22 protein-coding genes, 1 tRNA gene and 1 pseudogene are annotated in these 25,368 nt (G+C 63.5%); 13 read left to right on the forward strand and 11 right to left on the reverse strand.

The window, feature by feature from the left end:
• Both V6M52_RS10855 and V6M52_RS10860 read left to right on the forward strand, forming a co-directional pair.
• Positions 1 to 709, forward strand: a pseudogene (locus tag V6M52_RS10855) (nicotinate phosphoribosyltransferase); the annotation flags it as partial.
• Positions 710 to 840: 131 nt separating this feature from the next.
• Complete coding sequence (locus tag V6M52_RS10860; protein WP_332686513.1) at positions 841 to 1,101, forward strand: hypothetical protein; 261 nt, start codon at positions 841 to 843, stop codon at positions 1,099 to 1,101.
• Here V6M52_RS10860 and V6M52_RS10865 read toward each other — a convergent pair.
• The 4 genes from V6M52_RS10865 to tsaB all read right to left on the reverse strand — a co-directional run bounded on the left by V6M52_RS10865 (position 1,098) and on the right by tsaB (position 3,013).
• Entirely contained in the window at positions 1,098 to 1,340 is a 243-nt protein-coding gene (locus tag V6M52_RS10865; RefSeq protein ID WP_332686511.1) for a hypothetical protein, read from the reverse strand. The genes V6M52_RS10860 and V6M52_RS10865 overlap by 4 nt on opposite strands.
• 106 nt (positions 1,341 to 1,446) lie before the next feature.
• Positions 1,447 to 1,836, reverse strand: coding sequence for a Fur family transcriptional regulator (locus V6M52_RS10870; protein WP_332686519.1), 390 nt, complete (start codon positions 1,834 to 1,836; stop codon positions 1,447 to 1,449).
• 86 nt (positions 1,837 to 1,922) lie between these two features.
• Complete coding sequence (gene rimI, locus V6M52_RS10875) at positions 1,923 to 2,402, reverse strand: ribosomal protein S18-alanine N-acetyltransferase (protein WP_332686509.1); 480 nt, start codon at positions 2,400 to 2,402, stop codon at positions 1,923 to 1,925.
• A complete protein-coding gene (gene tsaB, locus V6M52_RS10880) occupies positions 2,399 to 3,013 on the reverse strand; it encodes a tRNA (adenosine(37)-N6)-threonylcarbamoyltransferase complex dimerization subunit type 1 TsaB (protein WP_332686507.1) in 615 nt (204 codons plus the stop codon). The genes rimI and tsaB overlap by 4 nt, the downstream gene beginning before the upstream one ends.
• Positions 3,014 to 3,225: 212 nt before the next feature.
• Here tsaB and lnt point away from each other — a divergent pair, with 212 nt between their 5' ends.
• The 4 genes from lnt (at position 3,226) to V6M52_RS10900 (ending at position 8,035) form a co-directional block, all read left to right on the forward strand.
• Complete coding sequence (gene lnt / locus V6M52_RS10885; protein WP_332701036.1) at positions 3,226 to 4,842, forward strand: apolipoprotein N-acyltransferase; 1,617 nt, start codon at positions 3,226 to 3,228, stop codon at positions 4,840 to 4,842.
• Positions 4,843 to 5,491: 649 nt separating this feature from the next.
• Positions 5,492 to 6,748 (forward strand): methionine adenosyltransferase, encoded by a 1,257-nt coding sequence (metK, locus tag V6M52_RS10890; protein WP_332701037.1) that lies wholly within the window; start codon positions 5,492 to 5,494, stop codon positions 6,746 to 6,748.
• Between the two features lie 84 nt (positions 6,749 to 6,832).
• Positions 6,833 to 7,543 carry a tRNA (guanosine(46)-N7)-methyltransferase TrmB gene (gene trmB / locus V6M52_RS10895; protein ID WP_332701038.1) on the forward strand — a complete coding sequence of 237 codons (711 nt, stop codon included), beginning with the start codon at positions 6,833 to 6,835 and terminating at the stop codon, positions 7,541 to 7,543.
• Between the two features lie 108 nt (positions 7,544 to 7,651).
• Positions 7,652 to 8,035 carry a winged helix-turn-helix transcriptional regulator gene (locus V6M52_RS10900; RefSeq protein ID WP_332701049.1) on the forward strand — a complete coding sequence of 128 codons (384 nt, stop codon included), beginning with the start codon at positions 7,652 to 7,654 and terminating at the stop codon, positions 8,033 to 8,035.
• 43 nt (positions 8,036 to 8,078) lie between these two features.
• Here V6M52_RS10900 and V6M52_RS10905 read toward each other — a convergent pair whose 3' ends face one another.
• Positions 8,079 to 8,354, reverse strand: a complete 276-nt coding sequence (locus V6M52_RS10905) for a hypothetical protein (protein WP_332701039.1) — start codon at positions 8,352 to 8,354, stop codon at positions 8,079 to 8,081.
• A gap of 258 nt (positions 8,355 to 8,612) precedes the next feature.
• On the opposite strand from V6M52_RS10905, the gene V6M52_RS10910 reads away from it, so the two are divergent.
• From V6M52_RS10910 to infB, 5 genes are all read left to right on the forward strand, one after another.
• On the forward strand, positions 8,613 to 9,278 hold the full coding sequence (locus V6M52_RS10910; protein ID WP_332701040.1) for an FAD-binding oxidoreductase: 666 nt from the start codon (positions 8,613 to 8,615) through the stop codon (positions 9,276 to 9,278).
• A gap of 110 nt (positions 9,279 to 9,388) precedes the next feature.
• Positions 9,389 to 10,012 (forward strand): ribosome maturation factor RimP, encoded by a 624-nt coding sequence (gene rimP / locus V6M52_RS10915; protein WP_332701041.1) that lies wholly within the window; start codon positions 9,389 to 9,391, stop codon positions 10,010 to 10,012.
• Entirely contained in the window at positions 10,013 to 11,614 is a 1,602-nt protein-coding gene (gene nusA, locus V6M52_RS10920; protein ID WP_332689826.1) for a transcription termination factor NusA, read from the forward strand.
• A gap of 23 nt (positions 11,615 to 11,637) precedes the next feature.
• Entirely contained in the window at positions 11,638 to 12,339 is a 702-nt protein-coding gene (locus V6M52_RS10925; RefSeq protein ID WP_332689829.1) for an RNA-binding protein, read from the forward strand.
• Entirely contained in the window at positions 12,332 to 15,190 is a 2,859-nt protein-coding gene (gene infB / locus V6M52_RS10930; protein WP_332701042.1) for a translation initiation factor IF-2, read from the forward strand. The genes V6M52_RS10925 and infB overlap by 8 nt, the downstream gene beginning before the upstream one ends.
• 235 nt (positions 15,191 to 15,425) lie before the next feature.
• Here infB and V6M52_RS10935 read toward each other — a convergent pair whose 3' ends face one another.
• The 5 genes from V6M52_RS10935 to V6M52_RS10955 form a co-directional block, all read right to left on the reverse strand.
• On the reverse strand, positions 15,426 to 16,082 hold the full coding sequence (locus tag V6M52_RS10935; RefSeq protein ID WP_332689835.1) for a L,D-transpeptidase: 657 nt from the start codon (positions 16,080 to 16,082) through the stop codon (positions 15,426 to 15,428).
• Positions 16,083 to 16,325: 243 nt separating this feature from the next.
• Positions 16,326 to 18,464, reverse strand: coding sequence for a polyribonucleotide nucleotidyltransferase (gene pnp / locus V6M52_RS10940; RefSeq protein ID WP_332689838.1), 2,139 nt, complete (start codon positions 18,462 to 18,464; stop codon positions 16,326 to 16,328).
• 381 nt (positions 18,465 to 18,845) lie between these two features.
• A complete protein-coding gene (gene rpsO / locus V6M52_RS10945) occupies positions 18,846 to 19,115 on the reverse strand; it encodes a 30S ribosomal protein S15 (protein ID WP_332689841.1) in 270 nt (89 codons plus the stop codon).
• Positions 19,116 to 19,248: 133 nt separating this feature from the next.
• Positions 19,249 to 20,973: a sensor histidine kinase gene (locus tag V6M52_RS10950; RefSeq protein ID WP_332701043.1), complete on the reverse strand. Its 1,725-nt coding sequence runs from the start codon at positions 20,971 to 20,973 to the stop codon at positions 19,249 to 19,251.
• A 136-nt stretch (positions 20,974 to 21,109) separates the two neighbouring features.
• The gene (locus tag V6M52_RS10955) at positions 21,110 to 21,307 is read right to left on the reverse strand and encodes a hypothetical protein (protein WP_332689847.1); all 198 of its coding nucleotides are present in this window, start codon (positions 21,305 to 21,307) and stop codon (positions 21,110 to 21,112) included.
• 94 nt (positions 21,308 to 21,401) lie between these two features.
• Between V6M52_RS10955 and miaB the strand changes: the two genes are divergently transcribed.
• Together miaB and V6M52_RS10965 are read left to right on the forward strand one after the other, a co-directional pair.
• The gene (gene miaB, locus V6M52_RS10960) at positions 21,402 to 22,799 is read left to right on the forward strand and encodes a tRNA (N6-isopentenyl adenosine(37)-C2)-methylthiotransferase MiaB (RefSeq protein ID WP_332701044.1); all 1,398 of its coding nucleotides are present in this window, start codon (positions 21,402 to 21,404) and stop codon (positions 22,797 to 22,799) included.
• Positions 22,800 to 23,133: 334 nt separating this feature from the next.
• Positions 23,134 to 24,327 carry a multidrug effflux MFS transporter gene (locus V6M52_RS10965; protein ID WP_332701050.1) on the forward strand — a complete coding sequence of 398 codons (1,194 nt, stop codon included), beginning with the start codon at positions 23,134 to 23,136 and terminating at the stop codon, positions 24,325 to 24,327.
• 801 nt (positions 24,328 to 25,128) lie between these two features.
• On the opposite strand, the gene V6M52_RS10970 is transcribed toward V6M52_RS10965, so the two are convergent.
• A tRNA-Gly gene (locus tag V6M52_RS10970) sits at positions 25,129 to 25,203 on the reverse strand.
• Between the last annotated feature and the right edge of the window lie 165 nt (positions 25,204 to 25,368).

Below are 25,368 nucleotides of genomic sequence, written 5' to 3' on the forward strand. Positions count from 1 at the left end.
CTCGTTCCTCTGGCAGCGCTGGTGCGTCGAGGCGCTCAAGGAAGGCATTGGCGACAATTTCACCGGCACCTCCAATGTGAAGCTCGCCATGGACAACGACCTCGAGGCGCTGGGCACCAATGCTCATGAGCTGCCCATGGTGCTGGCCGCCCTGGCCAAGAGCGAGGACGCGCTGCGCGCCGCGCCCTATCAGGTGCTGACCGATTGGGAGAGCTATTATGGCGGCAATCTCAAGATCGTGCTGCCCGATGCCTTCGGCACCGATGCCTTCCTGCGCGCCGCGCCCGACTGGGTGGCCGACTGGACCGGCTTCCGCCCCGATTCGGCCCCGGCCATCGAAGGCGGCGAGCGCATCATTGCCTGGTGGAAGAGCCGCGGTCGCGATCCGCGCGACAAGCTGCTGATCTTCTCCGATGGCCTCGACGTCGACATGATCGAGGAGGCCTATCTGCATTTCGACGGCAAGGTGCGCATGGCCTTCGGCTGGGGCACCAATCTGACCAATGATTTCGAGGGCTGCGCGCCGGACGGCCCCAATCCCGGGCTTGATCCGATCTCGATCGTCGCCAAGGTCAGCGAGGCCAATGGCCGCCCGGCGGTCAAACTCTCCGACAATCCGGCCAAGGCCACCGGCACACCGGAGGAAATTGCGCGCTATATCCGCATTTTCGGCGATGCCGGCCGGGTCGAGCATCCCGTCAAGGTTTAGCCTTCGTATGGAACCCGAACGGTTCTGCGGCATTACCGACTGTGGAGATCCCATGTCCTGAGACGCCCGTTAACGTCTTGGGAACCACGCCAGACTATGCGTTTCGGCTGGGGGCTCCCTCAGGGGCCGGAATGACTTTGCAGCTGATCGATATCACCGTGCGCGACAAGCAGGCGCATCCGCGCCTGGCAGGGCGCATGACTGGCCATGTGCGCGCCGTCCTGTCCGAGACCGTGGGGGCACGCGAACAGACTCACGAACTGGCCATTCCGGTATGGGCCGATGTGGCCCCGGACGCGAGCGAGGCTGACATCGATATGGCATTGATGGTCAAGGCCGCGGACATTATCGCCCGGCTCAAGGCCAATCTGGGCAGCACCGGAACATCCTAGCGCTTCCAGGCCTTGAGAAAGGCGCGCTGCGTCTCGGTCAGCCCGCCGGTACGGCGGGGCGGTGTCGGCGCCGCACCGTCAGTCGCCTTGACCGATGCATGGCGATATTTGGGTGCGTGGGCATAGTAGCGCGCCGCGCGGGCCACGGCGAGTTCAGCATTGAGCCGCTTCTCGTCGCGCACGAACCAGGTGATCGTCAGGATCACGATTGCCCAGATTGCCAGTATTTCCCAAGCCATTTTTGCCTCCAGGATGGAGGGCGGTGATAGCTAACAAAGTCTTAAGGACCAAGCACAAGCCGGCGTTAGGCTTACCCGCTAAAGTTTTAGCCTTCGCTCGGGACGATCACTTTCGGCTCTTGCCGGTTCCCTCGATCGGCACGGCATAGAGCTCGAGCCGATGGTCGACCAGGCGATAGCCCAGCCGCTTGGCAATCACCTCCTGGATGGCCTCGATCTCCTCATTGCGGAACTCGATGACAGCGCCGCTGCGGATATCGATCAGGTGGTCGTGGTGCTCGTCGGGAATGAGTTCGAAGCGGGCCCGCCCGTCCTTGAAGTCATGCTTGGTCACCAGCCCCGCCTCCTCGAAGAGGTTGACGGTGCGGTAGACGGTGGAGAGCGAGATGCGGTCATCCACGGCCGAGGACCGTCGATAGAGTTCCTCGACATCGGGATGGTCGGTGGCCGCCTCGATCACCCGGGCGATCACGCGGCGCTGGTCGGTCATGCGCATGCCCTTGGCGACGCAGGCTTCCTCCAGCGTTGGGTCCGTCTGGCTCTTGCTCACGCCACGCTCCCCGGTTCATCGGTCAGACCGGGTTACCCAAGATCGCGCGCCATGACAAGCGCGGTCGCTTGGCTGCCATCCGGCTTGGGATAATAGCCCTTGCGGCTGGAAATGGTGGCAAAGCCCTCGCGAGAATAGAGCTTTATGGCCGCCCCATTGTCCTCGCTGACTTCAAGAAACATGCGGCGCGCCGGGCTGAGCAGCAGGTCGTCGAAGGCGGCGCGCAGCAATGCCTGGCCAATACGCTTGCCGCGCCATTTGGGGTCGACAGCAATGGTCAGCAGTTCCGCCTCGTCGGCGGCGACGCGGATCAGCGCAAAGCCCGCGATGCGCCGCCTTGCGTCGCAGGCCACATAGACCGGCGTCGTCTCGTCAGCCAGGAAACTCTCGAACTCGCCCACCGGCCAGCCCCGGTAAAAACCAAGCGCGTGAATGCGTGCCAGCTCCCGCGCATCTTCCATCCGGCCCGGCTCGATATGCAGGCCCGCAGGGGCCATCCACAGCTTGATCATGTCCCGAGCCTTTCGATTCGCGCCGCCGTCTGCGGCTTGGCATCGGCGTCGCGGATATAGTTCGGCTCGGGCGGATGGCTAGCAGGGTCTAGCCTTGCGCCATAGCGGGCCACCAGCGCGATATCGACAATAGCGGATTCGATCAGCGCCGAACCAGCCAGCACGGCCGCCCGTGCCTGCTCCATCGGCATGATCGCGCCGCCAGTCAGCGCCTCGCCCGGTCCCGAAAAAACCTGCAGATAGGCCTCGCCGCGCCGTGCATCGAGCAGCACCGTCGTCGGCCCCGTCGCCGCAAGTGACAGCGCTACCAGGCTCGATACCCCAACCACGGGAATGGTGCGCGCCAGCCCGATGCCGCGTGCTGCCGAAAGCCCGATGCGCAGCCCGGTAAACGATCCCGGCCCGGTCGTGGTCACCACGCGGTCCAGCTCGCCATAGCCAAGCCCGTTGCGCTCCAGCAGCGCGGCGATCCGTTCGAAGATCAGCTCGGCATGGCCGGTCGCGATCTCGTCAACCGACACATCCATCCGGCCATCGGCCAGCAACAGCCCCAGTTGCAGGCGCGGCGCGGCGGTATCGATGGCAAGCGTGATGGGCGAAATATCAGGCACGCTGGCTCCCGCCCCCGAACCGTGTCGCGCTGCATGCGATCCACCGCACGCGGCGCTCCCCTTCTCCCCCCGTGGGAGAAGGTGCCCGAAGGGCGGATGAGGGGGCCTCTTTGCCTCCTAGCGCCGACACGGCGCCGAGTCCACCGCCTTGACGCCCCTCGTCCCCGCAGCGACCTTGCCGGCATGCACCCTGATTCGCCGAAATACTTCCGATGACTTGGCTGGCCGAGACTGCCATGCTCAGCCATGGCTGGCGCCGCTTCCTGCTGCTGGTGCTGGCGGGTGCTATCGCCGGCCTCTCCGTGCCGCCGCTTTTCATTGTGCCGGCTCTGTTCGTCAGTTTCCCGGTCTGGGTCTGGTGCCTCGATGGCGCCGAGCGCCAACGCGGCTGGCGCCTGCTGTTCGGCCCGGCCTTTGCCATCGGCTTCGCCTTTGGCTGGGGCTATTTCACCGTGGCCTTCCATTGGCTGGGCGCCGCCTTCTTCGTCGATGGCGGCGTCATGCTGGTGCTCATGCCCTTCGCCATCCTGGCACTGGCGGCGCTGATCGCCTTTTTCTGGGGCCTGGCCAGCGCGTTGGCGCATCTGTTCTGGAGCCACGGCCCCTGGCGCATCGTCACGCTCGCCACTTTCCTCACCATGGCCGAATGGGCGCGTGGCCATGTGCTGACGGGCTTTCCCTTCGACCTCCTGGGCTATGCGCTGACCCCGACCGACGAGATGATGCAGATCACCGCGGTCATCGGCATCTATGGTCTGACCCTGGTCGCAGCACTGCTCGCCATGACTCCGGCCCTGATCTGGCCAGCCGACAATCGCAGCTTGTCGCGGCGATTGCTGCCCTTCTTCATCGGCCTTGCCGTCATCGCCGGCCAGCTCGGCTATGGCTACAATCGCCTTGCCGGCACCGTCGCTACCGAACGCACCGACAGCGCCCTGCGCCTGGTACAGCCCCTGGTTTACGAACATGCCGATTTCGGCAATGTCGACCCCGTGGCGCTGATCGATCGTCTGCTGATGCTGAGCGATATGCGCATGGACCCCGCCGACCAGGGCCTCGCCGACATCACCCACCTGGTCTGGCCGGAATCCTCCCTGCCGTTTTTCCTCGCCACCTATCCCGAGGCGCTGGCCCGCATCGCCCGATTGTTGCCGGAGGGAACGACGCTGCTGACCGGGGCGCCGCGCCAGCAATATGAGCCCGGTGCCACCGAAGCGTCAGGGCCGCCCTTCAATGCTGTGCTGGCCATTGACACCAATGGCGAGGTCATCGCCTCCTACGACAAGTCCCATCTCGTACCCTTCGGCGAATTCCTGCCCTATGGCGAATTCTTCGCGCGGCTGGGCATCAAGCAGTTCGTGCCGGGCGCCGAGGGCTGGTCCCATGGTGACGCGCGGCGGCGGTTGATGAGCCTGCCCGCAACGCCCTCCCTGCTGGCCCTGATCTGCTACGAGATCCTGTTTTCCGGCGACCTGGGCGATACGGCCGGCGCGCAATTCCTGTTCAACATCACCAATGACGCCTGGTTCGACGGCTCCATCGGTCCGGCCCAGCATGCCCACCACGCCCGTATCCGCGCCGTCGAGGAAGGCATGAGCCTGGTTCGCGCCGCCAATTCGGGCCTCACCTTCGCCACCGACCCGCTGGGGCGCATCACCGCTCAGCTGCCCCCCATGCAAATGGCGGCGCTCGACGTGCGCCCGCATGAGCGGCTGGCGAGCACGGTATTCAGCCAGGTCCGCCACTGGCCACTGCTGATCGCGCTGCTGGCCGGCCTGCTGATCTCGCTCGCCGCCAGCCGCAGCGGTCGCAGCAAGCGGGTTGGATAAGGGCGGTCGCTTCTCGGCCGGATGTCATCAAGGTCGTTGAAGCCCTGTACCCACCCTCGATGCTCCCCCCCTCTCCCCTTGTGGGAGAGGGGGGGCATTTCCGCGTTCAGCGGAAATGCCAGGGTGAGGGGTATTGCGCCCTCCCATGCTTTGATTCTTGTGGACGACGCAGATCCCCTCATCCGCCTCTTCGGGGCACCTTCTCTCGCAAGGGGAGAAGGAAGATCGTCCCCAACTTATCCCCGCCCCTCCAGTCTGCACTATACTGCCCCCATTGCTGCGCAGAGACGGCGTGCACGGCCAATGGCGCAGCGACAGTCGGGGGGTAGGGGATCGTGCTCCTGCTCGGGCAAGCGGAAGTGTTGGGCGAGGCCCGGCCAGAGTCTGCGCGCCACAAATCCCGGCACCCCGAGGCGGCTGTCGTCTCATATTTATTTACTCAGAGGCGGTCACCGCCTCGGGGTCCGTCCATCTTTGACAACCGCGTTGCAGGCGGTGCTTCCGCACGCCCGCCAAACCATGCTCCCAAACCGCCTTCCAACATATCAAGCTTTCTTTATATCCCGCTTGACCGGTTGGGCTTTGGGTGTCACAACCCCCTCAGAATTGCTCATTTTGAGTGGTTTTTGACAAGTTCAGGGGATTTTGGGTGGCGCGGTCTTCTTATCTCTTCACATCCGAATCGGTGTCCGAGGGTCATCCGGACAAGGTCTGCGACCGGATTTCCGATGAAATCGTCGACCTGGTGTTCCGCGAGGCCAAGAAGGCCGGCATGGATCCGTCCCAGGTGCGCATCGCCTGCGAGACGCTGGCCACCACCAACCGGGTGGTGATTGCTGGCGAGGTGCGCGTGCCCGAAACCCTGCTCAAGAAGGGCAAGGACGGCAAGATCGTGCTCGATGCCGCCGGTCACCCGGTGGTCAATCCCAGTAAGTTCAAATCGGCGGCCCGCAAGGCCATCAAGGCCATCGGTTACGAGCAGGCCGGTTTTCACTGGAAGACCGCCCGCATCGACGTGCTGCTGCACGGCCAGTCGGCCGATATCGCGCAGGGCGTCGACGAGGCGGGCAACAAGGATGTGGGCGCGGGCGACCAGGGCATCATGTTCGGCTATGCCAGCCGCGAGACCCCCGAACTGCTGCCTGCGCCAATCTATTACGCGCACAAGATTCTCGAGACCCTGACCATCGCCCGCAAGGCCAATAATAGTGCGGCCGGCAAGCTGGGACCGGACGCCAAGAGCCAAGTCACCGTGCGCTATGAAGACGGCAAGCCGGTCGGCGTCACCCAGATCGTGCTGTCGACCCAGCATCTGGATGAGACCCTGACCTCGGCCGACGTGCGCCAGATCGTCGAGCCTTATATCCGCGAAGCTCTGCCCGAAGGCTGGATCACCAAGGACACGGTCTGGCACGTCAACCCGACCGGCAAGTTTGTCGTCGGTGGTCCCGATGGCGATGCGGGCCTCACCGGCCGCAAGATCATTGTCGACACCTATGGTGGCGCGGCTCCCCATGGTGGCGGCGCCTTCTCGGGCAAGGATCCGACCAAGGTGGATCGCTCGGCCGCCTATGCGGCACGATACCTGGCCAAGAACGTCGTCGCCGCTGGCCTGGCCGATCGCGCCACCATCCAGCTCAGCTATGCCATCGGCGTGGCGCAGCCGCTCTCGATCTATGTAGACCTGCACGGCACCGGTACGGTGGACGAGGCAGTGGTGGAGCTCGCACTGGCCAAGGTGATGGACCTGACCCCGCGCGGCATCCGCACCCATCTCGATCTCAACAAGCCCATCTATGCCAAGACCTCGGCCTATGGCCATTTCGGCCGCAAGGCCGGTCGCGATGGCAGCTTCAGCTGGGAAAAGACCGATCTGGTCAGCGCCCTCAAGGCCGCCGTGAAGTAGTCCCCCTCGGGTCTATGCCTGCTACAATGGACCTTGTCCCCGCTGCGTCGGGGGCGAGGTTCTTTTTTTGACGATGTGAGATTGATGACCAAGCCAGACCACCAGCTTCCCAAGACCCGCTCAGGCGAGCCGCGGGCCTTTTTCGGCCGGCGTTCCGGCAAGAAGCTGCATGGCGGCCAGCAGGCCGTGTTCGACGCCACCCTGCCGGATCTGGAAGTCAGGCTCACCGGCACACTGGACCCGCGTGAACTCTTCCCCGACGCCGGCAGGATCATCGTCGAAATCGGCTATGGTGGCGGCGAGCATCTGGCGCTCGAAGCCGGTCGACACCCTCACACCGGCTATATCGGCTGCGAGGTGTTTACCGGTGGCATCGGCAAGATGGTGCAGACCATCGCCGCCGAAGGCCTTACCAATATCCGCCTCTTCACCGACGATGCCTTCAAGCTGCTCGTGGAACTGCCTGATGCCTCGCTCGATGAAGTCTATCTGCTCTATCCCGACCCCTGGCCCAAGACACGCCATCACAAAAGGCGCTTCGTCTCGCCCACCACGCTGGCCGAACTGGCGCGGGTGATCCGGCCGGGTGGCGTCTTCCACTTCGCCACCGACATCGAAGATTATGCCAACTGGACCCTGGCTCATATTGTGCGGGCGCCGGCCTTCCGTTTCGCGCCGGAAAAGCCGGGTGGCTGGCACGAGCCCTATCCGGGCTGGCAGGCCACGCGTTACGAGCAGAAGGCCCGCCGCGAGGGGCGGCTGGTCAGCTTTTACTTCAGTTTCACGCGGGTTTAGTCACTGCCTTGAATGGCAGTCATGTCAAAGTTTAATGGCAACTACCACTGGAAGCGCCGCATCGGCGCCCCATATGCCAACCTCGACCCAGATTTTCCGAGGTTCGCCATGTCCGCTCTTTCCGCCGCCAGCCAGCACGAAAATGATGTGCTGATGGTCAGACCCGGCAAGTGGACGCTGACGGTGGTCACCCTGCTGCGCCACGAAACGCTGCGCTTCAACGAGATCAAGCGGGTGGGCGGGATTTCCCAGAAAACCCTGACCATTACCCTGCGCGAGCTGGAACGCGATGGCTTCGTCACCCGCACCATGTTCGCGACCATTCCGCCGCGCGTCGACTACGAACTGACCGAGCTGGGCCGGGAATTGCTGCAGCTGGCCGATAGCCTGCGCCTCTTTGCCGAACGCAACCGCGACCAGGTGCTGGCGGCCCGGGAACGCTTTGATGCTTCGGGGGGCGAGCCTGCCATCAGGCTCGTCCACGCCGAATAGAACTACGGGCGCCGCCAGCGAACCGGCGGCGCCAGGGCATGGACTAGAGCGCTACGGGCTCCAGCAGGCCGGGTGTATAGAGCTGCATCGCCTGGCTGCCATCTTCGAGGACGACGAAGGCACGGATCAGCCCGCCCCATTCCTCGACATCGGTGGCGTTGACGCCCTGTGCCTGCAGACGGTTGACGATGGAGTCGGCAACAAAGTCGCTCATTTCGCCCGAGCCATCGCCGAACGCGTCGCCTTCGGCGAAGGCGGGAACGGCGACACCGGCCAGCGCGGCAACGGTAACCAGGGCAATAATGCTGTTCTTGATCATTTCAGATGTTCCTTTCGTTTGAACACACCACAGATGATCGCGCCCCCTGGCACCCTCAAGTGACGATTTACAGATTCTGCCCCTTGAAGTCCGGCGCCTCTTCTCTAGAGTTTTACAAATGAAATCAAGGGGTTCTGCGGTACCTTGGTTTCCTCTGCGCCACCGGGTTTCATCGCGGCAACGCTCCGGCAGGCCGGGGGTTTGCCCGCACCGCGCCAAGGGGCGATACTCCGTCCATCCCCGGCAAAGGAGACCGCCATGCCTACTCGGGTGCAGATTTTGAAGATCGAAATGGTCACGCACAATGTTCGGCATTATCGGGTCGAAAAACCGAAAGATTTTCACTTCAGCCCCGGCCAGGCCACCGAAGTGAGCATCGACAAGCCGGACTGGCGCGACAGGAAGCGGCCCTTCACCTTCACGTCGCTGGCTGACGAGCCGACGCTGGAATTCACCATCAAGAGCTACCGCGACCATCCGGGCGTGACCAACGCGCTCTGGGGCTGCGAGGCGGGTGATTATCTGCTGCTGCGCGATGTCTGGGGCACGATCCAGTACCAGGGACCGGGCACCTTCATCGCCGGCGGCGCGGGCGTGACGCCGTTCATCGCCATCCTGCGGCACCTCAACGCCAGCGGCGGGCTCCCCGGCAACCGGCTGATCGTCTCCAACAAGACCGAGCGCGACATCATCCTGCGCGAAGAGTTCGAGGCCATGGCGGGGCTCGAGGTGCTGTGGACGGTTACCGACGACCCCAAATCCGACCTGCTGCAGGAACGGATTGACGTTGCCTTCCTCAAAAGCCACATCACCGACTTCAACCAGAATTTCTATCTCTGCGGGCCGGACGCCATGGTTGCCGACCTGCGTGCGGCCCTGGAGGGGCTGGGCGCCGACGTCGCCAGCGTCACCTGGGAGAAATAGGCGTGCCCTTGCAGCTTGCCCGGTTTCGCGCTATATAAGCGCCAACATCTCTAGCATCTTGCAGAGTGGGAGCCGCCCGGCCCCGCTCTTTTTTATTACCCAAGGGACCGATGAGTTTCGACCTCACCGAACAGCGCTACATCAAGGAAACGGGCCTCGAGGCCCGCATTTCCCGCATCGTCGAACCGGTGGCCAATGGCCTGGGCTTCTCGCTCGTCCGGGTGAAGATCACCCAGGAAAACGGCACGACGCTGCAGATCATGGCCGAAGACGAAAACGGGCGCTTCACCATCGTCAACTGCGAGACCCTCTCCAAGGATCTCTCGCCGGTGCTGGACGTGGAAGACCCGATCGATCGCGAATATCATCTCGAGGTCAGCTCGCCGGGCATCGACCGGCCGCTGGTGCGCAAGCGCGACTTCGCCGCCCATCTGGGTCACGAAGCCAAGATCGAGCTGGCCGACATGATCAACGGCCGCAAGCGTTTTCGCGGCTTCATCAAGGCGGTGGACGACGAAGCGGTGACCATCACCCTGCCTGACGCCCCTGCCGGGACCGATCCGGACCACCGCCTGCTCTTCGCCACCCTGGCCGAAGCCAAGCTGGTGATGACCGATGCGCTCATGGAAAAGGCGCGCATCGATCAGGAAGCCCACCCCATCGACGACGACGAGACCGAGACGGTCGAGCTCGCCAATGACGACGACGATTCTATCTCCGAGGAGACACACTAAATGGCCGTTAGCGCGAACCGTCTTGAGCTCTTGCAGATCGCAGATGCTGTTGCCCGCGAAAAGTCGATCGACCGCATGGTTGTGATCGAGGCGATGCAGGACGCCATGGAAAAGGCTGCCAAGGGCCGCTATGGCGCTGAGACCGAGATCAAGGTCGAGATCAACCCGCGCTCGGGCGAAACCCGCATGTGGCGCCTGCTGGAAATCGTCGAGGAAGTCGAAGAGACCAGCCGCCAGATCGATCTCAAGCACGCCCGGATCAAGTCGCCCGAAGCCCAGGTTGGCGACTTCCTGACCGAGCCGCTGCCGCCGATGGAATTCGGCCGCATCGCCGCACAGTCGGCCAAGCAGGTTATCGTGCAGAAGGTGCGCGATGCCGAGCGCGAGCGCATGTATGATGAGTACTTCAACCGCATCGGCGAGATCGTCAACGGCACGGTCAAGCGCGTCGAATATGGCAATGTGATCGTCGACCTGGGTCGTGGCGAAGCCATCATCCGCCGCGACGAGCTGATCCCGCGCGAAATGTTCCGCTATGGCGACCGCGTCCGCGCCTATGTCTATGACGTGCGCCGCGAACAGCGCGGCCCGCAGATTTTCCTCAGCCGTACCCATCCGCAGTTCATGGCCAAGCTGTTCATGCAGGAAGTGCCGGAAATCTACGATGGCGTCATCACCATCCGCTCCATTGCCCGTGACCCGGGCTCGCGCGCCAAGATCGCAGTGACCTCTTCCGACAGCTCGATCGATCCGGTCGGCGCCTGCGTCGGTATGCGTGGTTCGCGCGTCCAGGCCGTGGTCGCGGAACTCCAGGGCGAAAAGATCGACATCATCCCGTGGACCGACACCATCGCCGATCTCGTGGTTTCGGCGCTGCAGCCGGCCGACGTCGCCAAGGTGGTGCTCGACGAGCAGGCCGAGCGCATCGAAGTGGTTGTCCCTGATGAACAGCTGTCGCTGGCCATCGGCCGCCGCGGCCAGAATGTGCGCCTCGCCAGCCAGTTGATCGGCTGGGATATCGACATTCTGACCGAGCAGGAAGAAAGCGAACGTCGCCAGAAGGAATTCTCCGAACGCTCGAGCCTGTTCATGCAGGCCCTTGACGTCGACGAGATGGTTGCCCAGCTATTGGCTTCGGAAGGCTTCTCCTCGGTCGAGGAACTGGCCTATATCGACGCCAACGAGATTGCGTCGATCGAAGGTTTCGACGAAGAGACCGCCGGAGAAATCCAGAACCGCGCCACCGAATATCTGGCGGCGATCGATCGGGCCCATGACGAAGAGCGAAAGAAGCTCGGCGTCGAGGACGAACTCTACGAGATCCCCGGCCTCACTGCCGCCATGCTGGTTGCCTTGGGCAAGGACGGCGTCAAGAACGTCGAAGACTTCGCCGGCTGCGCCTCGGACGACCTGATCGGCTGGAGCGAGCGCAAGGACGGCGAGACCAAGCGCTTCGAAGGCACCTTCAAGGATTTCCCGGTGAGCCGCGAGGAAGCTGAGGACATGATCATGCAGGCTCGCATCAAGGCTGGTTGGATCAACGAGGAAGATCTGCCGCCAATCGAAGGTGATGGCGACGTCACCGAAGAGGCGACGGCTTAGGCCGTTTCGGAGCGAGGGACCTGATGGCCCGACGCGAGGAAACGACCAGGATGTGCGCACTGACACGGGCCGAAAGGCCCGTGGCGGAGTTAATTCGTTTCGTACTCGGGCCCGATGGCGTGCTGGTGCCTGATACCGAAGCCAAGGCCGAGGGCCGGGGCGTCTGGATCAGTCTCAGCCGCGACGCCGTGACCCAGGCGGTCAAGAAGAAGGTCTTTGCCCGGAGCCTCCAGACCGAGGTCAAGCTGCCCGACGACCTGCCGGGGTTGACCGAATTGCGGCTGCAGCAGCGCTATCTCAATGCGCTGGGCATGGCCCGCAAGGCCGGCCAGCTGACCTTCGGCGCCACCAAGGTCAAGGCGCTGATCGACACGGGCAAGCTCATTGCCCTGATCACGGCGACCGATGCCGCCGAGGATGGCCGCAGCAAGATGGTCGGCCCGCTCAAGGCGTTGCATTACGCGGCGGAAGAAGAAGAAATCCACGGCTTCGACGTGCCCCATTTCGAATTGCTCTCCTCAGAGCAAATGGGTTTGGCACTCGGGCTGGAAAATGTGATACATGCTGCCCTCACGAGAGGGGCGGCAGCCCAAGCGGCAGTGGAAAAGGCCCGTAGACTGGCCCTTTATACTGCCAAACCGACGGAAAAGGACACCGACCGCCCTGCGGTTGACGGTGACCTTTTGCCCGAGGCCACCGACGAAAGACGCGAGATACATGGCTGATAACGACGACAAGCGCACCGACGACACTGGCGCGAAGAAGACGCTGACATTGAAGGGCGGCCCAGGCCTGGGCAACCGTCCAGGCATGTCGCGCGGTCCTTCTCGATCGACGGTTGTCGTCGAGAAGCGCACGCGCCTGGTTCCCAAGCCTAATGCCCCGAGCGCTCCCCATCGCCCGCAGCCGACTTCGGGCAGCCCGTCACAGGGACAGCGGCCTGCCGCTGGCCGACCAGCCCAGGCCCAGCGCGCGCCGCTTGGCCTGTCGGCCGCGGAAGCCGAGGCTCGCCGCCAGGCGCTGGCCCTGGCCGGTGCCCGCCAAGCCGAGGATCAGGAACGCTTCGCCGCTGAGGAAGCGCGTCGCATGGAAGATGATGCGCGCCGCCGCCAGGTGCGCGAAGAGGCCGCCAGGCAGGAAGAAGAGCGCCGCGTCGAGGTCGAAGCTCCCGCTCCGGCCGACGAGCCGGTCGCCAGCGCCGCGCCAGTGGAGGCTGCCGCCGAACCGGCAGCGGCCACCGCGCCGGTTGAAGACGACCAGCCCGCCGCTTCCCCCGCCTCGCAGCGTACCGCCGGCCCGTCCAGCGTGCGTGTCGTGGCCGGCCGTCCGGGCCAGCCGCCGCGCGCCGTCCGTCCGGCTGGCGAGCGCCCGTCCAGCGGCAATACCCGCCCGGAAAGCGAACGCGGCGCCAACGCGCTGATCCGTCCTGGTGCCGCAGGCGCCCGTCCCGGCGCTCCAGGTGCCCGTCCCTCGGGCACGGCCACGCGCCCCGCCGGCGAACGTCGTCCGGTCGGTGCCGGCATGGCCCCGATCGGCAATGTACCGCCCGCAGGCCCCAACGAAGCCGACGGCCGCAAGATCCGTACCGGCTCGCCGCAGGCCCGACCGACGACCGAAGCCGAACTCGAAAATGCCCGCCGCGCCTCGCGCGCCGCGCCGGAACGTCCCACCCGCAAGGTTGACGACGGCAATGCGCGTGGCCGCCTGACGGTGACCAATGCTGGCTCCGAGAGCGATCGCGACAAGGGCCCGTCCCTTGCCGCCATGCGCCGCCGTCGCGACAAGAAAATGGGCCGCAACCAGCAGGAAGCGCCCAAGCTCATCCGCGAAGTCATCATTCCGGAGGCCATCACGGTCGCCGAACTGGCGAACCGCATGGCAGAGCGCTCCGTCACCGTCATCAAGATGCTGATGGCGCAGGGCACGATGGCAACCATCAATGACGTGGTCGATGCCGATACTGCCGAGCTGATAGCACGGGAGCTGGGCCACACGGTCAAGCGCGTCTCCGATGCCGACGTGGAAGAAGGTCTCTATGACCTCCCCGCCGACGACAAGGCCGAGGATCTGACCGATCGTGCGCCGGTCGTGACCATTATGGGTCACGTCGACCACGGCAAGACCAGCCTGCTCGATGCGATCCGCGAGGCCAATGTGGTGTCGGGTGAGGCCGGTGGCATTACCCAGCATATCGGCGCCTACCAGGTCGAAAAGAACGGCGCCAAGGTCACCTTCCTCGATACCCCGGGCCACGAGGCGTTCACCGCCATGCGTGCCCGTGGCGCCCAGGCGACCGATATCGCCGTACTCGTGGTGGCGGCCGATGACGGCGTCATGCCCCAGACGATCGAATCCATCAGGCACGCCAAGGCGGCCGGGGTTCCGATCATCGTGGCCATCAACAAGATGGACAAGCCCGACGCCGACCCGACCCGCGTGCGGACCGAACTGCTGCAGCACGAAGTGTTCGTCGAATCGATGGGCGGCGACGTGCTGGATGTCGAGGTTTCCGCCAAGACCCGCGCCGGTCTCGACAAGCTGCTCGAAACCATCCTGCTGCAAGCCGAAGTGCTCGAACTGCGCGTGGCCCGCGATGGCCGCGCCGAAGGCCTCGTTATCGAAGCCAAGCTCGATCGCGGTCGCGGTGCGGTTGCGACGGTGCTGGTGCAGCGCGGTACCCTGGCCATCGGCGACATTCTCGTCGCCGGCACCGAGTTTGCCCGTGTTCGCGCCCTCATCAATGACAAGGGCGAACAGGTCAAGGAAGCTGGTCCCTCGACGCCAGTGGAAGTGCTGGGCTTTACCGGCGTGCCGAGCGCGGGCGACAGGTTCTCTGTTGTGGAAACAGAGGCGCGTGCCCGCGAAGTCACCGAATATCGTCAGCGCGCCATCCGCGAGAAGACGGCTGGCGGCGGCGCCACCAGCCTCGAGCAGATGATGAATCAGCTCAAGGTTGCCGGCATCGCCAAGTTCCCGCTGATCATCAAGGGCGACGTGCAGGGTTCGGTCGAAGCCATCGTGGCCTCGCTCAACAAGCTCTCGACCGACGAAGTGTCGGCGCAGATCCTGATGAGTGCGGTGGGCGGCATCACCGAAAGCGACGTGACCCTGGCTTCGGCATCGAACGCCATCGTCATCGGCTTCAACGTTCGTGCCAACAAGCAGGCGACCGATCTCGCCACCCGCGACGGCATCGAAATCCGCTACTACAACATCATCTACGATCTCGTGGATGACGTGAAGAATGCCATGAGCGGCCTGCTCAAGCCAGAACGCCGCGAGACCTTCATCGGCAATGCCGAGATCCTCGAGGTCTTCTCGATTACCAAGGTCGGCAAGGTCGCCGGCTGCCGGATCACCGAGGGCATTGTGGAACGCGGCGCCGGCGTGCGGCTTATCCGCGACAACGTCGTCATCCACGAAGGCAAGCTCAAGACGCTCAAGCGCTTCAAGGACGAAGTCAAGGAAGTCCAGACCGGCCAGGAATGCGGCATGGCCTTCGAGAACTACGAAGACATGCGAGCCGGTGACGTCATCGAATGCTTCCGCGTCGAGACGGTCCAGCGTTCGCTGTAAGCTATCCGACCATCACAATGCCAAAGGGGCGCGGTGCCAACCGCGCCCTTTTGTATCTAGTGTGCCGGGTACCCCCAAACAGAAGGCCGTAGCAAACAAAAAGGCCCGCTCAAGCGAGCGGGCCTTTTGCCATTCACATCCCGGGTCATTGTCGCGACAGCGGCAAACTTTGATTCGGTGACTACGGATTCCGAAACAAGGCTCCCCGCTGCCGCGGCAGTGACCCGGGAAATTTCTAGAACAACGCGGCAGCGGAGACCGCGGGGCTGTTGATGACCACCACCTTGGCGCCGGTTGGCACGCGGGCATAGAGGTCGATGATGTCCTGGTTCATCAGGCGGATGCAGCCCGAGGACACGTTGGTGCCGATGGTGTAGGGCTCATTGGTGCCGTGCAGGCGGAATAGCGTGTCGGCGCCATTCTTGTAGAGATAGAGCGCGCGTGGACCGAGCGGGTTTTGCAGGCCGCCTTCCATGCCGCCGGCATAGGGACCGTAGCGTTCGGGTTCGCGCTTGATCATCGACCGGGTCGGGGTCCAGCGCGGCCACTGGGCCTTGCGGCCGACCGAGGCGGTGCCGCGGAACACCAGCGATTCGTCCTTGCCCACGCCGATGCCATAGCGCAGCGCGCGGCCGTTTTCGAGCACCAGGTAAAGGAACCGGGCCGGCGTATCGACCACCAGCGTTCCAGGGCGTTCGCCGGTGATATAGGGCACTTCCTGGCGCCACCACATCGGATCGACTCGGCGCAAGTCCATGGGCGCGATGGGGAATTCCTCATTGAGGAGCGCGCCATACATGGCTTGATAATAGGGGTCGATCTGGGGTTCCTGCACCACCGGTGTGCGCGTGGAGGAACAGGCCGCGAGGGCCACGGCGGGAAGACCGATCATGAACAAACGTCGAGAGAGCAAAGCGTATCCCTGGTGCGCATCGGCGCAAAATTGTGTGTATGGCCAATGACCTAAGCCGCGGCCTCAAGCTTCGCTAGTGCAGGAAAGCCTCACTCGCCAAACGGGCGATCAGCCAAGGGGTTCCTCGCAGCAATGTGATGGCTCTGGTAGTGTTGCCCGTATGCAACGCAAGCAAAAGGCCCGGATTGCTCCGGGCCTTCTGGCAGCATGCTTGCGGTTTGCTTACTCGGCTGCAGCTTCGCCCTGGGCGATTTCCTTGCCGGTCGCCTGGTCGACCACCTTCATGGAGAGGCGGACCTTGCCGCGCTCGTCAAAGCCCAGCAGCTTGACCCAGACCTTGTCGCCTTCCTTGACCACGTCGGTGGTCTTGGCAACGCGCTGTTCAGCCAGCTGGGAGATATGCACCAGGCCATCCTTGGCGCCGAAGAAGTTCACGAAGGCGCCGAAATCGGCGGTCTTGACCACGGTACCCTGATAGACGGCGCCAACTTCGGCTTCGTCGGTGATCGAGCGGATCCACTTGATGGCGGCTTCGATCTGCGCGCCGTCCGAGGAGGCGATCTTGATGGTGCCATCGTCGTCGATGTTGATCTTGGCGCCGGTCTTCTCGACGATCTCGCGGATCACCTTGCCGCCGGTGCCGATCACTTCACGAATCTTGTCGGTCGGGATCTTCATGGTCTCGATGCGCGGCGCGAACTCGCCCACTTCCGAACGGGACGCGGTGATGGCCTTGGCCATTTCGCCCAGGATGTGGATACGGCCGCCCTTGGCCTGCTCGAGGGCGATCTTCATGATCTCCTCGGTGATGCCGGCAATCTTGATGTCCATCTGCAGGCTGGTGACGCCAGCGTCAGTACCCGCCACCTTGAAGTCCATGTCGCCCAGGTGATCCTCGTCGCCGAGGATGTCGCTGAGCACGGCGAACTTCTTGCCTTCCAGGATCAGGCCCATGGCAATGCCGGCCACCGGACGGGCCAGCGGCACACCGGCATCCATCAGCGCCAGCGAAGTGCCGCAGACGGTCGCCATCGACGACGAACCGTTCGATTCGGTGATCTCGGACACGACACGGATCGTGTAGGGGAACTCTTCGACCGACGGACGGATCGGGTTGATGGCGCGCCAGGCAAGCTTGCCATGGCCGATTTCGCGACGGCCCGGGGAGCCCATGCGGCCAGCTTCACCCACCGAGTATGGAGGGAAGTTGTAATGCAGCAGGAAGTTCTGCTTGTGGGTCCCTTCGAGCGAGTCGATATACTGCTCGTCTTCGCCGGTGCCGAGCGTGGCAACAACCAGCGCCTGGGTCTCGCCGCGGGTGAACAGCGCCGAACCATGGGTGCGGGGCAGCACGCCGACTTCCGAAACGATCGGGCGAACGGTCTTGAGATCGCGGCCGTCGATGCGCAAGCCGGTGTCGAGCACGTTCCAGCGCACGATCTTGGCCTGCAGGTTGTGGATCACTTCGCCGAGCGCTTCGCCCGAGACCTCGCCGGCCTCGACCTTACCGGCAAAGGCTTCCTTGACCTTCTTCTTGGCGACGTCGACGGCAGCATAGCGCTGGGCCTTGTCGGTGATCTTGTAGGCTGCGCGCAGGTCGGCTTCGGCAACGCCGAGAACTTCCTTTTCCAGCGCCGAATAGTCGGGAGCCTGGAAATCGCGGGGTTCCTTGGCGGCCAGCTCGGCCAGCTTGATGATGGCCTGGATCACCTTGCGGCTCTCGGCATGACCGAACATCACGGCGCCGAGCATGATCTCTTCGCTCAGTTCCTTGGCTTCGGACTCAACCATCAGCACAGCGTCTTCGGTGCCGGCCATGACCAGGTCAAGCTTGGATTCGCTACGACGGTCAACGGCGAGGTTCAGCACATACTGGCCATCGACATAACCGACGCGGGCGGCGCCGATCGGACCCATGAAGGGCACGCCCGAAATGGTCAGGGCCGCGGAGGCGGCGACCATGGCAAGCACGTCCGGATTGTTTTCCATGTCGTGCTGCAGAACGGTCACGACCACCTGGGTCTCGTTCTTGTACCCATCGGGGAACAGTGGGCGGATCGGGCGATCGATCAGGCGAGACGTCAGCGTCTCGTTCTCGGTCGGACGGCCTTCGCGCTTGAAATAGCCGCCCGGAATCTTGCCGGCGGCGAAGTATTTTTCCTGGTAGTTGACGGTCAGCGGGAAGAAGTCCTGGCCAGGCTTGGCCGACTTGGCGCTGACAACGGTGGCCAGCAGCACGGTCTCGCCCAGGGTGGCGAGCACGGCGCCATCGGCCTGGCGGGCCATCTTGCCGGTCTCGAGCGTCAGGGGCTGGCCGCCCCAGTTGAGCTCGACCTTGTGGTGATCAAAATTGATCGTCATGTGTTTCGTCTTTCCATTCTGCCCGATGAGCGGGAACGCGGGGCGTAGCGGGCCCGCGAACTCATCTGGTGCGCCGGCACCCTTGACGCACCCCATGTGCGGTCCGGGCTCAAAATCGGGCGCGGTTTCGGTCTGGCGAGGTCGAAACATGGGCAAGACAACAAGCAGCTCCCCGGTCTTTCCGGGCGCCTCACGAGATCAAAACCAACGAGATGATTTTGCGAGCGTGAGGCAAAAGGGAGCGGCCAATAATCCTGCCATGCTCCGGCATCCGCCGGTCTACGCTTTATCGCCACGTTTTTGCCGCGTCTTTGAACGGCAAATGAACGGGCGAAGGCGGATGCGGAGGAAGGCCCCGCACCCGCAATTCAGAGCGGCGCGTTAGCGGCGCAGACCCAGCTTTTCGATCAGGGCCTTGTAGCGGCCGTCGTCGACCTTCTTGACATAGTCAAGCAGGCGGCGGCGCGTCGAAACCAGCTTCAGCAGACCGCGGCGGGAGTGATTGTCCTTGCCATGGCCCTTGAAGTGTTCGGTGAGATTGGCAATGCGTTCCGACAGGATGGCAACCTGGACTTCCGGCGAGCCGGTGTCGTTCGGCTTGGTTGCATATTCCTGAATCAGTTCGGTCTTGCGTTCGGCAGTAATCGACATCGGACATATCCTTTCAAAGGAGGATTGGGTCGCCCCGGCCGGGATGTCGTCCAGGAGGGGCCATGAAAGCCTCAGGTCTTAAGGACCCGAGACTGGCGTCCCTATAGTGCAAAGAGCGCGGCAATGCCAGAATTTATTCTTCCGGCCCCTCTTCGGCAGGCGCCGGGGCATAGGCCGGATCGATCGCCTGGAGGGGAATGGAGAAGCGCCACTCGATGCCGTCGTCATGGCAGACCCGCTCGACCTCGGCCCCCAGTGCCCGGCCCACCATGGATTTGAGCACCGTGGTGCCAAAACCCGAGCGTTCGGTGGCCGGCAGGCGTTGTGGCACGGTTTCGCGCCAGACGAAGTCGAGCCGGTCATCGACAATGCGCCAAAGCACCGACAGAGTGCCGCTGTCGCCGGCAAAGGCGCCGTATTTGACGGCATTGGTCGACAGTTCATGGGCGGCCATGCCCATGATCTGGGCCGCCTGGGCATTGAGCCGTATCGTGGGCCCGGCAAGGCTGACGCGCGCCGGGTCGGGCGGGCTGAACGCGGCGATCTGGCTTTCCATGATCTCGCCCAGCAGCACGCCTGCCCGGCCATGGGCCAGCAGCAGGTCGGTGGAACGCGCCAGGCCCAGAATGCGCCGTTCGAAGGCCTGCACATAGCCTTCGACATCCTCGGCACCGCGCGCCGTCTGCTTGGCCATGGCGGCGATCACCGTCATCTGGTTCTTGGAGCGATGCGCCAGCTCGCGCATCAGGAACCGAACCTCGCTTTCGGCCGACTGGCGCTGGGCCGAGGCTTCGGCCAGAGCGCGCGAGACCTCGGCGATTTCGGCGACGGGATAGGCCTTGGCCTTGACCGCTTCGCCCCGGCCCAGCCGTTGCGCATCCCGCCGCAAGCCGCGCACCGACCAGCCGACCCGCTGGGCAATGAGCAGCGCCAACAGGCCCGCCAGGCCGGCAATGATGACGCTCCAGGCCGCCAGCCAGAACAGGGTTTCCCCCAGCGGCCGCTCGACGGTATCGACCGAAGCCCAGGCGATGACCCGCCAACCCGACAGGCCAGAACGCCATTCGGAGGTGACCACCATCTCGCCATCGAGGCGCTCGCGCTGCCAGGCGTCGGGCGACTGGTCCAGCGTTTGGCGCATCGGCAACACCGTGCCGGCTGCCATGCCGGTATCGGGTGTGGCGGCGATGACCATATTGGCGCCATCGATCAGCGCGGCGTGCCAGCCGGCCGGCAGCTGGCGCGATTGCAGCGCCCGCGCAAGATTGGCGGCATTCTGCGTCAGGACGAGCAGCATGGCCTGCCGGTTGTCAGGCACCGGCAGCAACACGTTGAAGACCCATCGCTGCGCCGTCTGGTCGAAAAACAGTCCCGAGACCGTGGCCAAGCCGCGCTCAAGTGTCTCAGTGGCCGAGCCTGGATTCGACACCGGGCCCAAAGGCTCGCCATAGGGCAGGCGCGTATTGAGCAATTGGTCGAGAACACCGTCCAGCGCAATCAGATAGGCGCCCGTGCCGGCCAGAGCCACGCGGGCCCGGTCGTGAAATTCCGCGTACTGATTTTCGGTCAATTCCTGGCTGGTCGAAAGCACCCGCAAGGTGGTCACCATGCCGGCAATTTCGCGCTCGACCGAATGGCCAATGGCCTGCACCGTGGCATTGGTGAGGCCGCGCACCACGTCTTCCTGAGCGCGATTGTTGCGACTGAGCAGGGTCAGCGACAGCACCAGAGCCGGAATCAGGATCACCAGCACCAGGGCTACGAGATAGAAGAAGACCGGCTGCGAGCGGGGCCATCGGCGACGCTCATGGCGTGCCGGCGCGGACGTGTCTAAGCTCTCCGGGGCTGCCCCTGCCATGCCGCACTCTCAGCGGCCGAGTTACATCACGCCGTCAGGCCGCACCCCGACCATAGCGTCAGGGCGCGCCCTGTCGATAGCGGCAGAAGTCCCTGCCTATCGAATGGCTGCCGATGCTGGCACAAATGCCACGGCGTCAGTATTTGGCACTGGAGTCGCTGGCGGGAAAACTCTCGTCGACGGCTTCGTCCTGCTTGTCCCAGTTCTTCGGCTTGTCGGCCAGGGCCTCCTTGCCGGCATTGCGCACCTGTACGGGTGAATCCTTGGGACCGGGCTTCTTGCCGCCCTTCATGGCGGCGGCGTTGTCGGTTTTGCGGGTCGGGGCATGGGTCATGGTGATCTCCCTTGTGTGAGGGATAGAACCCCTCGGGGGCGGGCTAGGTTGCACCGGCTTTGATCCTCGCGCCGTCCTCTGGTAAAGAGCGGCCATGACCGAGACGCGCGCCAATACCAAGAAGCTGTTCATCAAGACCTATGGGTGCCAGATGAACGTCTATGACAGCGACCGCATGAGCGATGCGCTGGCGCCGCACGGCTATGAGCCGGTGCTCGACATGGCCCAGGCCGACCTGGTGCTGCTCAACACCTGCCATATCCGCGAAAAGGCATCCGAAAAGGTGTTTTCCGAGCTGGGGCGCCTGAAGGAATTGCAGACCGAGCGCCGGGCGCTGGGCGGCGACATGATGATCGGCGTTGCCGGCTGCGTCGCGCAGGCCGAGGGCGAGGAAATCGCCCGCCGGGCCCCGGTGGTCGACATGGTATTCGGGCCGCAGGCCTATCACCGGCTGCCCGACATGATCACCCGCGCCGAGGCGCAGCGGCATATGCATCCGAGCCTGAAACAGGCCGTGATCGACACCGACTTCCCCGAGGAAGACAAGTTCGAGCACCTGCCGGCGGCAAGGAAAGAAGTCACCATCAAGCGGGGCCTGACTGCCTTCCTCACCGTGCAGGAAGGTTGCGACAAGTTCTGCAGCTTCTGCGTCGTGCCCTATACCCGCGGCGCCGAAGTCTCGCGCCCCGTTGCCCAGGTCATCGCCGAGGCGCGGGGCCTCGTCGAGGCTGGGGTCAAGGAAATCACGCTGCTGGGACAGAACGTCAACGCCTATCATGGCAGCGACAGCGCCGGCCGCGCTGTGGGATTAGGCGAACTGGCCTATCTCCTGGCCGACATAAAAGGGCTGGAACGCCTGCGCTATACCACCAGCCATCCGCGCGACATGGATGACGCATTGATCGCCGCGCATCGCGACCTCGATATATTGATGCCCTACCTGCACCTGCCGGTGCAGTCCGGCTCGGACAGCATCTTGAAGGCCATGAACCGGCGCCACACGGCGGCCGAATACCTGGCCGTCATCGAACGCATCAAGACGGCGCGGCCGGACATGGCCTTGTCGGGCGATTTCATCGTCGGCTTCCCCGGCGAGACCGACCAGGACTTCGAGGATACGCTGAAACTTATCGCCGAGGTCGGCTATGCCTCGGCCTATTCCTTCAAATACTCCACCCGCCCGGGCACGCCTGGCGCTAACCTCACCGACCAGATTGCCGAAGAGGTCAAGAACGAGCGCCTGTGGCGGCTGCAGGACCTGGTCAATGCGCAGACCACTTCCTTCCACGCCTCCTGCGTCGGCAAGACATTGCCGGTGCTGATCGAACGGCCCGGCCGCATGCCAGGCCAGGTCGGCGGCCGCTCTCCCTATCTGCAGGCCGTGCATCTGGAAGGCTCGCCCGATCTCATCGGCGCCATCCATCAGGTCGAGATCATCGGCACGAGCACCAATTCATTGGTCGGGCGGCTGAAGGTGGCGGTGGCGGCGTAGGGGGAAGGGGTTAGGCGGTCCCAGGATCCGCGGTTCAATCGCGTCGCTTAACGTCAGCCTGAAGCATCACCGATGGCAAACAAGGGGTGGCTTGCGGACTGGCGGCTTATGGCGGCGATAATCTGATTGTTGCCGCACAGACGTCGAGTTGACGGACATTCCTCCGCGCCGTAACAATTGGCGCATGATGATCGAAAACGGCATGGTCGTAGTAGGCGCGCGCATGGGCACGGCAGCATAGCTGCCAGGCGAAAGCACCCATGCGCGGAGAAATCAGCCCCTCACAGGGGCTTTTTTATTGCCTCGTTTCCCACACAAGCAATTGGCTTTGATCATGCCAGGTTCATCAGCTTCTCCTCGCCTGTCCACGTTGGTCTTTCTGTCGGCACTTGCTATCCTGCCGATCAACTTCTTCCTTCCATCTCTCCCCCAAATGGCCGCCGAATTTGGCGTAGATTATGGACTAATCGGGCTTTCGCTGGCGGCCTATGCAATTGTGTCAGCATGCCTTCAGCTAGTTCTGGGCCCGCTCTCGGACCGTTTTGGTCGCCGGCCCGTAATCCTCGGGGCGCTGGCGATATTTATCGCTGCGACAGTCGGGTGCGCCGTAGCGCCGGATGCCTGGACCTTCCTGGCCTGCCGGATGGTGCAGGCTGTGATCGCGCCAACCTACGCGGTGTCGCTCGCGGTGATCCGTGACACGACCAATCGAGAACAGACCGCAGGTCGGTTCGGCTATCTGGCCATGGCGTGGGCTATTGCACCCATGCTCGGCCCCACGGCAGGCGGGCTGCTTGATCAGGTATTTGGCTGGAGGGCCAGCTTCTACGTTCTGGCGCTTTTTGGAATCGCGGCCCTAGCATTGTGTTGGACCGACCTGCGCGAAACGAACACTTCGCGATCCATGACGATGCTGGAGCAGTACAAAGCCTATCCCGAACTGCTCGGCTCCGAACGCTTCCTGGCCTATTGCCTGTGCATGGCCTTCTCGGTCGGCGCCTTCTATGCCTTCCTGGCTGGCGCCCCGCTGGCCGCTTCAGCCTTCGATCTATCGCCAGCAGTTCTGGGTCTCTACATGGGCTCGATCACAGGCGGCTTCGTGCTCGGCAGTTTTCTGGCCGGGCGGCTCGCCGGCAATCTCCCGGAGGCCACCCTGCTGATTGCAGGAAGGATTGTGGCTTGCGGGGGGCTCTTGTTCGGCATCGTCCTGTACTTTGCCGGCGTCGATCATGTGGTGGCATTGTTCGGGCCATGCCTTTTCGTCGGGGTATCGAACGGACTTACGCAGCCTAGCGCCAATGCTGCGGCAATTTCGGTTCGCGCAACGCAGACGGGAAGCGCCGCCGGTCTCGCCGGCGCGATCACCGTCGCAGGCGCTTCCATTATGGCAGCGATCGCAGGTGCCGTTTTGACGGAAGAGAATGCTCGGTCTGGCCTGCTAATGGTGATGCTGGCCTCAGCGATTGTCGCCCTGGGTGCAGCCCTGTTTGCTCGTTATCTCGAAATTAATACGCCCCAAACGACATAATCAAAGGAGAACGCGCCACGTCTGCTTTCGGCGAAGGCGAAACGTTACCCCTATTTCTGCGATGGGGTCGTCAGCCGCCGGTAGCGATGACCATCCCGTCGAGATCTACCAACTGGCTAAGGTGTGCTGGAGGGCTCGCTTCCCAACTCGTCGGACCAGTCGCCCTCATTATAGTCTATTATCAGTTCGTCGGCGCGAATGGCGAAGCGACTGTCTTGAACCAGATCGATATGAGCATGGGGGCCGCCGCCCTGTTCGATAAGCTCCTGCAACGTCTCGATTAGGAACTTGGCGCCAGCGGTATCACACTCCAGAAACACGGTGCTCAGCTTTCCCGATGGACCCAACGAACACGTTATCAACCCCCTTCGTCCTCCAACCGGCTTTGTATCTACGCTGATCACCTGCGCGCCACCTTCCGACATCGCTGTCTATTGATTTGGACCACAGTCGGATGGTCAACCGCGGTTTTCTGGGAGCTCAAGCTAGCGGGACATTTGTTCTGTTGTCCATGCCAGACCGCATCGCGCGGCGGCTGCGTGACGTCCGCTTACGGGCAAAGCCGAAGCGGGCCTTAGGACCGCAGAGGGGGCGAAACCCGTCAATGGTACAGCGGTGGAAACCGCAGCTTTGGCCGGTCAAGCGCCCGAAAGCGGCGTGCCTGAAAACAACCCCATAACCGTCTTCAGGCAATTGCCCGCTACCGCGGGCTCCAACGACCACGCACATTCGCAATGCCGGAAAAACAAAAAGGGCCCCGAAGGACCCTTTGTTCCCTAAGGTTTGCCAACCTTAGGAATTTGGAGCGGGCGATGGGATTCGAACCCACGACCCTAACCTTGGCAAGGTTATGCTCTACCCCTGAGCTACACCCGCGCTCCGTTGTCTCCATCCTGCCTTGGCAGTCCGGCGACGCGCGCCTATATGCCCAATCGAAGCGCCCATTGCAACCCACATTTTGGCGCGACCGTCATCTTGTCGTCGCCTTGTGGGTTGAGGGGCTTGTCACATCGCCGTTTGCGGGCGCAATAAGGTCCGCAA

It is taken from the genome of Devosia sp. (genome assembly GCF_036676215.1).
GTDB lineage: Bacteria > Pseudomonadota > Alphaproteobacteria > Rhizobiales > Devosiaceae > Devosia.